11 protein-coding genes are annotated in these 14,168 nt (G+C 58.7%); 4 read left to right on the top strand and 7 right to left on the bottom strand.

The features are described from left to right. Positions 1-122 precede the first annotated feature (122 nt). The 4 genes from PFY00_RS17980 (at position 123) to PFY00_RS17965 (ending at position 4,968) form a co-directional block, all read left to right on the top strand. On the top strand, positions 123-1,862 hold the full coding sequence (locus PFY00_RS17980; RefSeq protein ID WP_271433984.1) for a glycosyltransferase family 2 protein: 1,740 nt from the start codon (positions 123-125) through the stop codon (positions 1,860-1,862). Beyond that, on the top strand, positions 1,859-2,815 hold the full coding sequence (locus PFY00_RS17975) for a glycosyltransferase family 2 protein (protein ID WP_271433983.1): 957 nt from the start codon (positions 1,859-1,861) through the stop codon (positions 2,813-2,815). The genes PFY00_RS17980 and PFY00_RS17975 overlap by 4 nt, the downstream gene beginning before the upstream one ends. Positions 2,816-2,893: 78 nt before the next feature. Next, positions 2,894-3,367 (top strand): cupin domain-containing protein, encoded by a 474-nt coding sequence (locus tag PFY00_RS17970; RefSeq protein ID WP_271433982.1) that lies wholly within the window; start codon positions 2,894-2,896, stop codon positions 3,365-3,367. Between the two features lie 161 nt (positions 3,368-3,528). After that, on the top strand, positions 3,529-4,968 hold the full coding sequence (locus tag PFY00_RS17965; protein WP_271433981.1) for a DEAD/DEAH box helicase: 1,440 nt from the start codon (positions 3,529-3,531) through the stop codon (positions 4,966-4,968). A gap of 20 nt (positions 4,969-4,988) precedes the next feature. Here the strand turns inward: PFY00_RS17965 and PFY00_RS17960 are convergent, their stop codons facing one another. From PFY00_RS17960 to nuoL, 7 genes are all read right to left on the bottom strand, one after another. Continuing rightward, a complete protein-coding gene (locus PFY00_RS17960) occupies positions 4,989-5,645 on the bottom strand; it encodes an HAD-IA family hydrolase (RefSeq protein WP_271433980.1) in 657 nt (218 codons plus the stop codon). Then, a complete protein-coding gene (locus PFY00_RS17955; protein ID WP_271433979.1) occupies positions 5,642-7,309 on the bottom strand; it encodes a ribonuclease J in 1,668 nt (555 codons plus the stop codon). The genes PFY00_RS17960 and PFY00_RS17955 overlap by 4 nt, the downstream gene beginning before the upstream one ends. Positions 7,310-7,311: 2 nt before the next feature. Then, a complete protein-coding gene (locus PFY00_RS17950; protein ID WP_271433978.1) occupies positions 7,312-8,088 on the bottom strand; it encodes a type III pantothenate kinase in 777 nt (258 codons plus the stop codon). A gap of 14 nt (positions 8,089-8,102) precedes the next feature. Continuing rightward, on the bottom strand, positions 8,103-8,846 hold the full coding sequence (locus PFY00_RS17945; RefSeq protein ID WP_271434027.1) for a biotin--[acetyl-CoA-carboxylase] ligase: 744 nt from the start codon (positions 8,844-8,846) through the stop codon (positions 8,103-8,105). A 123-nt stretch (positions 8,847-8,969) separates the two neighbouring features. Continuing rightward, on the bottom strand, positions 8,970-10,412 hold the full coding sequence (gene nuoN / locus PFY00_RS17940) for an NADH-quinone oxidoreductase subunit NuoN (protein WP_271433977.1): 1,443 nt from the start codon (positions 10,410-10,412) through the stop codon (positions 8,970-8,972). A gap of 12 nt (positions 10,413-10,424) precedes the next feature. Continuing rightward, positions 10,425-12,020, bottom strand: coding sequence for an NADH-quinone oxidoreductase subunit M (locus tag PFY00_RS17935; RefSeq protein WP_408648480.1), 1,596 nt, complete (start codon positions 12,018-12,020; stop codon positions 10,425-10,427). Next, positions 11,990-14,167, bottom strand: a complete 2,178-nt coding sequence (gene nuoL / locus PFY00_RS17930) for an NADH-quinone oxidoreductase subunit L (RefSeq protein WP_271433975.1) — start codon at positions 14,165-14,167, stop codon at positions 11,990-11,992. Before nuoL ends, PFY00_RS17935 begins: the two co-directional genes overlap by 31 nt. Between the last annotated feature and the right edge of the window lies 1 nt (position 14,168).

Here is a 14,168-nt window from a genome sequence, read left to right as displayed (position 1 = left end):
GCCAACGGCCTGTTCCCGCAGGCCGGGATCAGGCAATACCGGCGCGCCGCAGGCGCACAATTTCATAACCTTGCCTCAGGCTTGCCTTGCCCATGCCGCAGCAAACCGCCACTCTTTGAACCATGAGCAGCGATCAGACCTACCCCGGAGGCATCAAGGCCGTGCTGTCCCAATACGAGGGACGGCGCGATGCCTTTGACTATGCGCCCGGCGAAGCCTTGCCAGATGCAGACATTGACCTGACGCCGCTCAGCGGGGAAATCGTTGCAGATCCGGATCTCGATCCGGCTGAGGCCGCGCCCTTCCGCTCCTCCTACCACCGCAAACGGCATGCGCTGCGCAAGGAACTCACCGGCCTGTCAGAACTCTGCTACCTCAATGCAATGCTGATCTCCCACCTGCGAAAACGCAGCTTCCCGGCACATGCGCCTGCCCTGTTCAACAGGCTTTGGGCCGAACACGGGGATCATCTGCGCAGCCATCTCGATCAGCGCTGGCAGGTCTCGGCAATCACCACCTTTGGTGATCATGGCGCAACGGCGGCGCAGCGCTCGGTCGGATTGGCGCTGACCGCCCTCTTCGGCATGATGAAACTTTATGAATCCGAACGGCTTTACTCTGGGCATACCCCGGACCGCGCCTTTGCACTTGATGGAAAACAGCGGGCGGTGCTGCCACTGGATATGGACAGCTACTCGCTGACAGGCGGCGGGCTGGATGTGAACCTGATCGCCCGACTTTGGCAGGAAGCAGCGGGCGATACTGTCATCGCCCCGCTTGCGCATGGGCTGATAGAAGACCTGACGACCGATCCCCGCACCGTGTTCAAGCGCCTCCGAACAATGAAGTCCCGCAAGGAACGGCTTCAGAAGGACAAGGTCAAACCCTCCAATATCGCGCCTGTCCCGCATGATCGTTTGCATCTAGACAGTGAAACGCTGCGTTGGGGGTTGGTCAGCACGATCAAGGCCCCCCTGCCCCAAATCGCGCGATTTGCTGCGCACCATATCGAAATGGGCGCATCGCTCATCCAGATCTACCTCGACCAACCGGATCATCAGGCAGAAGAGTTCCTGACGCGTCACCCGGCGATCCGCATCACGCAATGCGATGACGTCTATTGGCAAGACACCGGAAAACCGCGCATGGCAGCCCATCAGCAGCGTCAGGCCCATAATGCGACCCGCAGCCTGCGCGCGTTGGAGCATTCGCTGGATTGGCTGGGCCACATCGACGTCGATGAGTTCATTCTTTCGGATGGCCGTTTGTCCGACAGGCTCGCCACCGTTCCACCGGCCTGCGCCCTTGCCCGCATCCCCCCAGCCGAAGCCTTGGCAAGCGAAGACGGCACGCCCTGCCACTTCAAGTTGACCCACAAACAAGCTGGCGTCCCAAAGGCACAGTTGCAGGACATATACCCGACCTTCGGCATGCATCTTTACGGGGGTTTTTTGTCACACACCTCCGGCAAGGTCTTTGCCCGGACCGGCATCCCAGACACGCGGCTGGGCATTCATACGCTTAAATATCGCGGGGCGGATGCTACGAACCGGATCAAACCGGATGGTCTCTATCTGGCACACATGCATGCGCCCAGCTGGGATCACTTCCGCAATCATCTTGAGTTCCGCAGAAGCAAGGGATCCTACCGCGCCCGGTCGGAACGTCCCGAATTGGGACAGGCCGAACTGCTTGGTTTTCTGGCTGATGAGGAAGGCGACGAAGGGTTGCGTGCCTTTTTCGACGAAGTCTGCGCCGATACGCCGGAGCTGCGCAAGAAACTGGGTCAGCACAAAATGTTGCTTCGGTGCGAGCTTGATCTGGATGCTGCGGTGTCGCGGGTGTTCGGGACTGCACCATGACAGACCTCAGATGGGGAATCGTATCGACCATCAAGGCGCCGTTGCACGCGGTGCTCGACTTTGCCGCTTGGCATTTGGAACGGGGCGCGCACCGGCTCTACATTTACCTCGACGAACAGGCACCCGAAACGCTGAACACCCTGCAGGCCCACCCCAAGATCCGGGCGGTGCACACCGATGACGCGTGGTGGGACAAACGCAAGGGGCGACCTGAGAAACATCAGGTGCGCCAGTCCATGAACGCCCGGCACGCCAACAACCGCAAAACCGAAGTGGATTGGCTGGCCCATATCGATGTGGATGAATTTCTGATTCCCGGCAGCCCGATAGACATGCAACTGGCCGCTCTGCCCCAAGAGTGCCTCGCGGCACGCGTGCGCCCGATCGAAGCGCTTGCGCCAATGCCCGGCGCGCAAAGCAAAGCAACTGCGTTCAAGGCGTTCCATATTGATCAGGCCGCCCGCCAAAAGGCGGCTCATGATTGCTTTCCCACCTATGGGGCGCATCTGTCAGGCGGTTTTCTAAGCCATGTGGCTGGCAAACTCTTTTTTCGTGCAGGCACAAAAGGCCTTCAGATCAAAATTCACAACGTGATTTTGGATGGGGAACAAAACCCCGGCCAGCACGAATTGCCCGGTATTGAGCTTGGCCACTTTCATTCATCGGATTGGGATCATTTCATCGAAGCCTACCGATTTCGACTGTCCAAAGGTTCCTATCGCGCCGAATTGAAACCTCAGGTGCGCGATGGAACGGCTCTGAACTTGCATGACCTATTCGCCGAAATCGAAGCCAGCGGCGGCGAAGAAGCGCTCCGCGCCTTTTTCCATGAAGTCTGCACTGCCACACCAGAGCTGTGTGACCGGTTGGAAAGACACGGACTTTTGCGACGGCATACGATGAACTTGGAACACCTGCGCGCCAAGCATTTCCCTGACGCGACCCATCTCTAAATTGATTCTTCATTGCGATTTCTAATTCCGGTTGTTTTACTGCCATTGCAAACACCAATTTTGGCACGGAAAAAAATCATGAAAAAAGCAGTTTTGTCAGCGCTTTGTCTGGTCGCCACATCTTTTGCCTCTGAGGTCAGCGCCCAAGCGCAAGAAGCGGAAACCGGCGAAGTCATCAGTCTGGTCACAAAGATCAATGGTCAGACACCACCCGGACGTCTGGCCCATCTGGTCGACGTGGAAACCATGATCGATACCATTATGCCAGACGGCAACCGGCTGGTCGTGATGAAGGGCATTCGCAAGGCGGGCACTCGAGTTGGCATCCATGTTCACAAGTACGGCGGCCACACCTGCGTGCTCAGCGGGGCGATCACCGACTTTGTCGAAGGCATTGATCCGGGCCTGTTTCCTGCTGGCACCTGTTACTACATGCCTTCCGATACGCCGATGACAGCGGCCAATCTTGGCACCGAGGACGCGATGCTGATCGACACGTTTATCCTGCCACCGGGCGAAGAAACGATCACCATCCTCGAACCCGGCTATTGATCTGACGCAACAGGCAAATTCCGGTCTGGGCGGGTTTGGTTGACCAACCCCGCACAACCCCTTAAACCCGCGCACAGGGAAATCGGCGTGACGCCGGGCCATTCGGGCTGCCCCTGGACAGACGCGCGGGCCAAAGTAGTGTCCGCTTTGATCGGACATCTATGACCAAATTTTCTGAGCTGAATCTCAACCCCAAGGTTCTCAAGGCAATCGACGAAGCCGGATATGAGACACCGACACCCATCCAAGCCGGGGCCATCCCGCCTGCTCTCGAAGGCAAGGACGTGCTTGGGATCGCCCAAACCGGGACGGGCAAAACCGCAAGCTTTACCCTGCCGCTGATCACAATGCTGGCCCGAGGCCGCGCCCGCGCCCGCATGCCGCGCAGCTTGGTGCTTTGCCCGACGCGGGAACTGGCTGCACAGGTCGCCGAAAATTTCGACATCTATGCTAAGAACGTAAAGCTTTCCAAAGCCTTGCTGATTGGTGGCGTGTCGTTCAAGGAACAAGACGCGCTGATCGACAAAGGTGTGGACGTTCTGATCGCCACACCAGGTCGCCTGCTCGATCATTTTGAACGCGGCAAGCTGATCCTTTCGGATGTGAAGATCATGGTCGTGGACGAAGCAGACCGTATGCTTGATATGGGCTTTATCCCCGATATCGAACGCATCTTCGGTCTGACGCCTTTCACCCGTCAGACACTGTTCTTTTCGGCCACAATGGCCCCAGAGATCGAACGCGTCACGAACACCTTTTTGTCGGCCCCTGCCCGCGTCGAAGTCGCTCGTCAGGCCACTGCGTCCGAGACGATTGAACAGGCTGCGGTCATGGTCAAAGCGGCACGCCGCGACAGCGAAGCCAAGCAAAAGCGCGAAGTGCTGCGCGCCCTGATCGAGGCCGAAGGCGACGCCTGCACAAACGCGATCATCTTCTGCAATCGCAAGGTCGATGTGGATATCGTCGCAAAATCACTCAAGAAATACGGGTTTGACGCCGCTCCGATCCACGGAGATCTGGATCAGTCCCAGCGCATGCGCACGCTGGATGGGTTTCGCGAAGGCAGTCTGCGCTTCCTCGTCGCCTCGGACGTCGCCGCGCGCGGGCTGGATGTGCCATCGGTAAGCCATGTGTTCAATTTTGATGTCCCCAGCCATGCGGAAGACTACGTGCACCGCATTGGCCGCACCGGTCGCGCTGGCCGGTCTGGCAAGGCATTCACAATCTGTGGATCAAAAGACGACAAGTATTTTGATGCCGTGGAAAAGCTGATCCAGAAAGAAATCCCCAAGATCGACAACCCGATCGCCAAGGCTGAAAAACCCGCCAAGAAGGACGACGCCCCCGAAGAGGCCGCCAAGCCTTCGCGCAGCCGCTCAAGATCACGGAAACCGCAGGCGGAAGCCGTCGAGGCCCAAGCCGAGGCCCCAAAGGCGCCGCAGCCGCAGGTCGAAGATGAAAAGCGCGACAGCAACCGTGGCGGGCGCAGCCGTTCGCGTGGAAAATCCGGCGGTGGTTCTGACCGCGGCGGCGTCGTTGGGATGGGCGATCACATGCCCGAATTCATCGCGCTGAGCTTTGATGAACGGCGCGCAGGCTAATCGCCTGCGCCTGTCGCGCACTACGCGAAGATTTTTGAATAAGTCGCTGGCAATACGCTGAAATCCTCGATCAATAGATCATGCTTTAGCGAACCAATAGGGCTGGTTCTGATCCCGTGAGCGTATAGCGCAAAGGGTACTTTGGCATTTTGCGCGGTCTGTGCGTCCACGTCATTGTCACCGACATAGAGCCCGGTCTCCGCCCCCAGATCCGCAAAAGCCCGGAGCAAAGGCGCGGGGTCAGGCTTGCGCACCGGCAGCGTATCCCCTGCCACCACCACATCCAACAAAGCGTCCAGACCGGTGGCCCGCAACACAACCTCTGTCGGGCCGCCCGGCTTGTTGGTGCACAGCCCCAAAGGCACACCCATCTCGCGCAGCCTTTGCAAGGCATCCAAGACACCTTCAAACAGAACCGTGTTGGCCGAAACCTCTTTGTATAGAGCCATGAAACGCTGAAGAAGCGCATTCTTTGCATCGACCTCTAGTCCGCCTGCAACGATCAGCTTGTCGAGGAAAACCTGCTCTCCCAAACCGACGAAACTGGCAATTGTCGTGCTTGGCAGAGGCGGAAGCGCATGTTCCGCCAACAACGTATTGGCTGCCTCGGCAATGTTCGGCAAACTGTCGATGAGCGTGCCGTCCAGATCAAAGACAACCGGCGTGCGCTTGCTCATGTCAAACGGCTGACGACGACAGTGACCTCGGGCTTCTTGCCGATCTCGTTGTTGCACGACTGACGGGCAATCTTTTTCAAACCGTCTTCCAGCTTGTCATCATCGGCCAGTGTTTTGCTTCCCGCGCGCCCAAGATACTGCGAAAGGTCCTCCTCCAGAACCTCGACCAGCGCCGCATGGCTGCGACCTGTATGCGCAAGACCCATGATTTCGCACCATGGCTCGCCCAGTGGCTCATCATCTTCGTCCAGAATGACGGTCACAACCACATGGCCGTTCAGCGCCATGCGAATGCGGTCACGCACCACGCCATCCAGCGCGCCGATCTGCACGGACCCATCCAGATATGTGCGGCCCGTCTCGATGTATTCGGTCACCTTCGGCTCATTGCCACTCAGATCGATCATCATACCGTTGACGGCCAGAACCCCTTGACGACGCTTGGCTTTCGCCAGTTTGACATGTTCACGCAGGTGGCGATGCTCACCGTGCATCGGCACGACAATCTGCGGCTGAACGACATCCTGAAGCGCCTCAAGATCCGGCCGGTTCGCATGGCCGGATACGTGATACGCGCCGCCTGAATCGTCCACGACGTCGACACCCTTTTCCGACAGCTGGTTCATGATCCGGATCACACCGCGTTCGTTGCCTGGAATCGTCTTGGACGAAAAGAGGAACAAATCGCCGTCCTTCAATTCCATCCCATGGTATTTTCCGCGCGCCAGTTGTGCCGATGCGGCCCGCCGTTCCCCCTGTGAGCCGGTGACCAGCAACATCAGATTCTCACGCGGAATGCTGCTGGCATCCTCAACCGGAACCACCTTGGGAAACCCCTTCAGCACGCCGGTCTCAACCGAAGCTTCGATCATGCGCCGCATGGCGCGGCCCAGCAGCACAATAGACCGCCCTGCCCGTTCCCCGGCCTCTGCCAGCGTTTTGACCCGCGCCACGTTGGACGCAAAGGTTGTCGCCACCACCATGTTCTTTGCGCCGGCCACCAGTGTCTCGACCGCCGGACCGACCGAGGCTTCGGAACGTCCGGGATGCTCGGAAAACACATTGGTGCTGTCGCAGATCAACGCCTTGACGCCATCCTTGGATACCTCGGCCCAAAGCTCGGGGTCCCACGGCTCACCAACCAGTGGAGTTTTGTCCAGTTTGAAATCACCGGTGTGAATGACACGGCCTTCCGGGCTGTCGATCACCAATGCACTGCTTTCTGGAATCGAATGCGAGATTGGTAGGAAGCCCACCGAGAATGGACCGACTGTCACGGTTTCCGGCCATTTCGATGCCGTTTTGACGGCGGTTTCCGCAACGCCATATTCCGACAGCTTGCGCCGCGCGATATTGGCCGTGAAGGCCCGCGCATAGATTGGCGCACCCAGGTCTTCATAGGTATGTCCGATCGCGCCCACGTGGTCTTCATGCGCATGGGTGATGAACACCGCCTCGATACGATCGCGGTTTTCCTTCAGCCAAGTGATATCAGGAAGGATCAGATCAACACCGGGCGTGCCATCCATATCGGGAAAGGTCACGCCAATATCCACAACGATCAGACGTTCCTGCCCCGGTTTGCCGTAACCATAGACGTAGCAATTCATGCCGATTTCACCAGCACCGCCCAATGGCAGATAAATCAAACGCTCTGCGCTCATGCTCAAATTCCCCTGTTCTTGTTATGATTATATATGACGGTTAGCCCGTGCATGGTCAGATCGTCTTCGATGGTATCAAACAGATGATCCTCCTGTCCGAAGAGCGGCGCAAGCCCCCCCGTGCCCACCACTTTCATCGGTTTTCCATATTCGGATTTGATTTGATCCGTGATGCCCTGGATCAGCCCGATATAGCCCCAGAAAACACCGGACTGAATGCAGCCGACCGTATTGGTGCCGATCACCTTGTCCGGACGGGACACATCCACATGCGGCAGCGCTGCAGCGCCCTGCGCCAGCGCCTCGAGACTGAGGTTCACACCCGGCGCAATGACACCGCCCACATAGGCACCATCGGCGGCCACCACATCAAAATTCGTCGCCGTGCCGAAATCCACCACCACAACGTCGCCTCCGTGGCGATCAAAAGCCCCCGCGGCATTGGCCAGGCGATCCGGACCAACCCCCGTACCCGCATCCACGCGCGGTGCATGCGGCAATGTGCAATCAGGTTTGCCCACAACATAAGGCCGGCATCCAAAGAACCGATCCGAAAAGACCCGTAGGTTCCAGACGACGCGCGGCACCGTGGACGAGATGATCACATCCTCGATGTCCAAGGTCAGCCCATAGTGATTGATCAATGTGCTGAACCAGGTGAAATAGGCATCAGCCGTCCGTGCATGATGGGTCGAGGTTCTCAGGGTGCACAGGAAACGCTCCCCATCCCAGATCGAAAATACCGTATTCGTATTGCCGCAATCAATCGCCAGAAGCATGCCCTGCGCTCCGCTTAGAAAAACACGTCCGCTGCGGCGATCGCCGCGCGGGTTGAAGAGGTCTTTAAGACAAGGTTGCCACGCTCGTCCACCGACTCGAAGGTGCCCGTGACTTCATCCCGGGTCGTGCGTGCCGTGATGACCTCACCCAGACGCGCCGCCCTGTCCAGCCAGGCCCGGCGCACAGGCTCGAACCCGTAGGTGACAAATCGGGTTTCCCATTGCGCATAGGCATCGGCCAACAACGTCAGAAACTGCTCCGGTGACACCCGCATGCCGCTTTCTTCCAGCAGCGACACCGGAGGCACGGCACCGGGTTCAACCGCATCGGCGTCAGGCGCCGCGATCAGGTTCACACCAACGCCAATGGCCAGATGCCCACCGGGCCCGCCCAGATTCTCCAGCAGAATGCCCGCCGCCTTGCCGCCGTTCAGCAAAACATCGTTTGGCCACTTCAAGGCCAGTCCCTGCGCCGTCCCCGCCGCCGCTTCAAAGGCATCGAAAAGCGCGAGAGCGGCAACGAAGGACCGCAGCGCCATAACATCGGGCGGATCTTCTGGCCGCAAAACCAATGTCGCCGAAAAATTGCCTGCAGGCATATGCCACGCCCGCCCGCGCCGACCGCGGGCCGCTGTCTGTTGCAAGGCCAAAATCCATTCGGGACCGGTCAGCTCCGGCGCAATGCGCGCGGCCTCTGCCATCGTGCTGTCCACCTGCTGCAGCACCCGGCGCCCGTATCCCGCAGGCCAGGTCACCAGGCCCCGCTCCGGCTTCTTTGTGCCTGAAATATCCCGGGGGGTTTGGGGGGCAGCGCCCCCCGGCACAAAACAAAAAAGCGGCGCGCCTTGGGCGCGCCACCGTTTCGCAAATGCACTTGAGGCTTAGTTGACAAGCGTCATCGCCGCAGCCTGTGCCACGCCTTCGATGCCAAACAGGTTCACGATGCCAACGACCATGATCACCGCCGAAGCCATCAGGAAACCCCAAAGAACCGGGCTTTTGCCGCCGTCCAGCGCACCTTCGCGATCTTCCCCAAAATACATGAAGAAGACGATGCGCAAATAGTAATAGGCACCGATGACCGAAGCGATCACACCTGCCACCGCAAGCCAGGCCAGCCCGGCTTCATAAGCCGCGCGCAGGACATAGAATTTGCCAAAGAAACCAACCAGCGGCGGAACCCCTGCAAGGCTGAACAGCAACACCAGCATTGCCATCGCCTTGCCCGGCTCACGCTTGGAGTACAGCCCAAGCGAATCGATATCCGTTACCGGCTGCCCGTCGCGTTCCATGGACATGATAAAGGCAAAGGTGCCGACATTCATCGTCACGTAGATCGCCATGTAGATCAGCATCGCCTGAACGCCCAGCACCGTACCGGCGGCCAACCCCATCAAGGCGTAGCCCATATGCGCGATGGACGAGTATGCCATCAGACGCTTGATATCGCGCTGGCCGATAGCGGCAATCGCACCGAGGAACATCGAAAGCACGGAAATCAGCGCCACGACCTGCTGCCAGTCGCCGACCGCACCGCCAAAGGCATCATGCATGACACGGGCGAACAGTGCCATGGCCGCAACCTTGGGCGCCGTGGCAAAGAAGGCCGTGACCGGTGTGGGCGAGCCTTCGTAGACGTCCGGTGTCCACATGTGAAACGGAACCGCAGAAACCTTGAAAGCCAGGCCCGAGATGACCAGCACCAGACCGATCAGCAAGCCCACTGACATATCGCCATGCGATGCAGTTTCGATGATGCCGGAGAACAGTGTTGTCCCGGAGTAGCCATAGACCAGTGAAGCGCCATAGAGCAGCAGACCCGAAGACAACGCGCCCAGCACAAAGTACTTCAGGCCGGCTTCGGTGGATTTGGCAGAGTCGCGCCGCAGCGAGGCGACAACGTAGAGCGACAGAGACTGCAGCTCGAGCCCCATGTAGAGCGCCATGAGATCACCAGCGGAGACCATCATCATCATGCCAACCGCAGCCAGCGCGATCAGCAGCGGGTATTCAAACCGCAAAATGCCGCGGCGTTCCATGTAGCCAGCAGACATGACCAGAACCGCCGCCGCCGAAAGCAGGATCGTGACCTTGGCAAAGCGGGCAAACCCGTCATCGATGAACATTCCGTTGAATGCCACCTGCGCGGCACCGCCAGTGCTGCCAATCCAGAACGCAAGGGCGACAAAGATCGCTGAGGTGGCCCAGACCAGTACGGTCGCGTGCTTGTCCTTGCCGGTGTACACCGCCCCGAGCAGAGCCAGCATGGCAAAAACAGCCAGCAGGATTTCGGGCAGGATGATATTCAGATCAGCCGAGATCATGGCCGCGTCCCCTTAATGGTCTGCTTTGGCAACTTGCGTCGGCGCGGCATCGACGTGCCGCCCCGCATCCGCAAGGGCCGTATCGTATTGTTCAACCAGCGCCGCCACAGACGGGCCGATGCGGTCGAGGATCGGTGCCGGATAGACACCCATCCAGATGGTCATGACGACCAGCGGCGCAAAGATCGCCTTTTCGCGTGTCGTCATATCCGTGATGGTCTTCAGGCTTTCCTTGATCAGGTCGCCCATGACCACCCGGCGATAAAGCCAGAGCGCATAGGCTGCCGACAGGATCACACCGGTTGCCGCACCAGCGGCCACCCATGTGTTGACCTGGAAGATGCCCATCAATGTCAGGAATTCGCCCACAAAGCCGGATGTGCCCGGCAGGCCGACGTTGGCCATGGTGAACAGCATGAAGATCAGCGCATAGGCCGGCATCCGGTTGACCAGACCCCCGTATGCATCGATTTCGCGTGTGTGCATCCGGTCATAGATAACCCCGACGCAGAGGAACAGCGCGCCCGAGATGAAGCCGTGGCTGATCATCTGGAAAATCGCACCGTCCACACCCTGCTGGTTGGCTGCAAAGATGCCCATGGTGACATAGCCCATGTGCGCCACCGACGAATAGGCAATCAGCTTTTTCATGTCTTCCTGCACCAGCGCAACAAGGCTGGTGTAGATGATCGCGATCACCGACAGGGTGAAGACAAAGTTTGCCATGACGTCTGATCCCACCGGGAACATCGGCAGGCTGAAGCGCAAGAAGCCGTAGCCGCCCATCTTCAACAGGATCGCCGCCAGAACAACCGAACCCGCCGTCGGCGCCTGAACGTGTGCATCAGGCAGCCATGTGTGCACTGGCCACATCGGCATCTTGACCGCAAAGCTGGCAAAGAAGGCCAGGAAGAGCATGGTCTGCAATCCGCCAACAATCTGCACACCGAGGATCGAGAAACTGTCGGACGCGAACTCGTGCTGCAGCAGGCGTACCATGTCGGTGGTGCCCGCATCCGCATACATCGCAACCATGGCGACCAGCATCAGAACCGAGCCAAGGAAGGTATAGAGGAAGAACTTGAAGCTGGCGTAGATACGGTTCGCCCCGCCCCAGATCCCGATGATGAGGAACATGGGGATCAGGCAGGCTTCGAAGAAGACGTAGAAGAGAACCAGATCAAGTGCCATGAAGACACCGAGCATCAGCGTTTCCAGAACGAGGAACGCAATCATGTATTCCTTGACCCGCGTCTTCACATCCCAGCTGGCAGCGATCACCAACGGCATGATGAATGTGGTCAGCAAGACGAACAGCACCGAAATACCGTCGACGCCCATCTTGTACTGTAGTCCAAGCAGCCAATCTGCTTCTTCGACCATCTGGAACCCGGTGTCCGAAGGGTCGAACTGGAACAGGATGAACAGCGAGATGACAAAAGTCGCCGATGTGGCGGCCATGGCCAGCCATTTGGCATTGCGGTCTGCCGCCTCATCCCCGCCGCGCAGCAGCAGCGCCATGATCAGCGCACCCAGCGCCGGGGTGAAGGTGACGATAGAAAGAAGACTGCTAAGCATTAGTGCGCCCCTCCGGCGATCGTCATCCATGTGATCAGGATGGCCATCCCGATCACCATGGCAAAGGCATAGGTGAAGATATATCCAGACTGCGCCCGGCCTGCGAGGCGGGTGAAGAACGGCACGATGCCCATGGCAAGCCCGTTAATCCCGCCATCAATGACGGCCCCGTCCCCACGCTTCCAAAGCAACCGGCCCAGAGCCGAAGCTGGTTTGACAAAAATGAAGTCGTAGATTTCGTCAAAGTACCACTTGTTGAGCAGGAACAGGTACAAAGGACGCTGGCTCTCGGCGAGCCGTTTGGGCAGCGACGGGTTCACGATGTAGAACCAATACGCCACGGCAAAACCGATCAGCATCGCAAAGAACGGGCTGACCTTGACCCACTTCGGCACGTAGTGCGCCTCGTTCAGGATGTCGTTGTCATGCCCGGCATAGATTGCGCCCTCGCCCGGCTCACCGGCCAGAACGTAGTGTGGCTTGGCATCTTTGCCGTCCTTGGCGTCACCCGCGACTTTGACGATCGGGTCTGCATCAGACTGCACCTGTTTAGGCGCAACATACGCCAATCGGGTGTCGATCGCGGCATGGTCCTTGTCGTCGCCATGGGCTTCCTCGGCGTGATAGGGCACGCCAAAGAACTTGGCGACCTGATCGGTTTTGCCAAAGAAGCTGTTGTACCAGACCATCCCCGAGAACACGGCGCCAAGCGCCAGCACTCCCAGAGGCACCAGCATGACCGCCGGGCTTTCGTGCGCGTGCTCATGCGTGTGCTTGTCGCCACGCGGCTTGCCGAAGAAAGTCAGGAACATCAGACGCCAGCTGTAGAAGGACGTGAACAGCGCGGCGATGACCAGCATCCAGAAGGCATAGCCACCCATCGTGCCGGCATAAGCGCTCTCGATCACGGCGTCCTTGGACAAGAAGCCAGCAAAGCCCAGCGGAATACCACCAAGGGTAAACAGCACGGCTGGCACACCCACACCGGTGATGGCCAGTGTCCCCAGCATCATCGCCCAGAAGGTGTAGGGCATCTTGTCTTTCAGACCGCCATAGTTCCGCATGTCCTGTTCATGGTGCATCCCGTGGATCACCGAACCGGCACCGAGGAACAACATCGCCTTAAAGAAGGCGTGTGTGAACAGGTGGAACATCGCGACCGAATAGACACCGACACCCGCCGCAACGAACATGTAGCCCAGCTGCGAACAGGTCGAATAAGCGATCACGCGCTTGATGTCGTTCTGAACCAGACCAACTGTCGCCGCGAAAAAGGCCGTGGTTGCGCCCAGGAAGGTGATGAAGCCTGTGGCATTCGGGGCAAATTCCATCAATGGCGACATGCGGCACACAAGGAATACACCCGCCGTCACCATGGTCGCCGCGTGGATCAGCGCCGACACAGGTGTCGGACCTTCCATCGCATCGGGCAGCCATGTGTGCAGGATCAGCTGCGCCGACTTGCCCATGGCGCCCACGAAGAGCAGGAAGGCAATCACTTCGGCTGCATTCCACTCACCCCAAAGGAAGGTGATCTGCGTAACCGAAAGCTGCTCGGCGGCAGCAAAGATGTCGTCAAACTTGACCGAGTCGACCAGCAGGTAGAGCGCAAAAATCCCCAGCGCAAAACCGAAGTCGCCCACACGGTTGACGACAAAGGCCTTGATCGCTGCGGCATTGGCCGAAGGTTTCCGATAGTAAAAGCCGATCAACAGGTAGGATGCAACGCCCACGCCTTCCCAGCCAAAGAACATCTGAACAAGGTTGTCCGATGTCACCAGCATCAGCATCGCAAAGGTGAAGAAGCTGAGGTAAGCGAAGAAACGCGCGCGATAGCTTTCCTCGCCCTCCTTGAAGTTGTCGTCATGCGCCATGTAACCAAAGGAATACAGGTGCACGAGCGCCGAAACCGTGGTCACCACGATCAGCATGATCGAGGTCAAACGATCAAGGCGGATCGACCAGTCGGTGCTGAGCGTGCCGCTTTCGATCCAACGCAGAATGTTGATCGTTTCTTTTTCCGCGCCATGCGTCAGGAATACGATCCAGCTGAAGGCACAGGCCAGAAACAGCAGCCCGGTGGTCACCCACTGCGCGCCGCGTATGCCGATGAACTTCCAGCCAAAGCCAGCGATCAGGCTACCGACAAGAGGGGCAAAAAGGATGATGGTTTCCATC

The sequence above is a fragment of the Thalassococcus lentus genome, from assembly GCF_028023555.1.
In the GTDB taxonomy this organism is placed as follows: domain Bacteria; phylum Pseudomonadota; class Alphaproteobacteria; order Rhodobacterales; family Rhodobacteraceae; genus Thalassococcus_A; species Thalassococcus_A lentus.
This window is presented reverse-complemented; position numbering and strand designations above follow the sequence as displayed.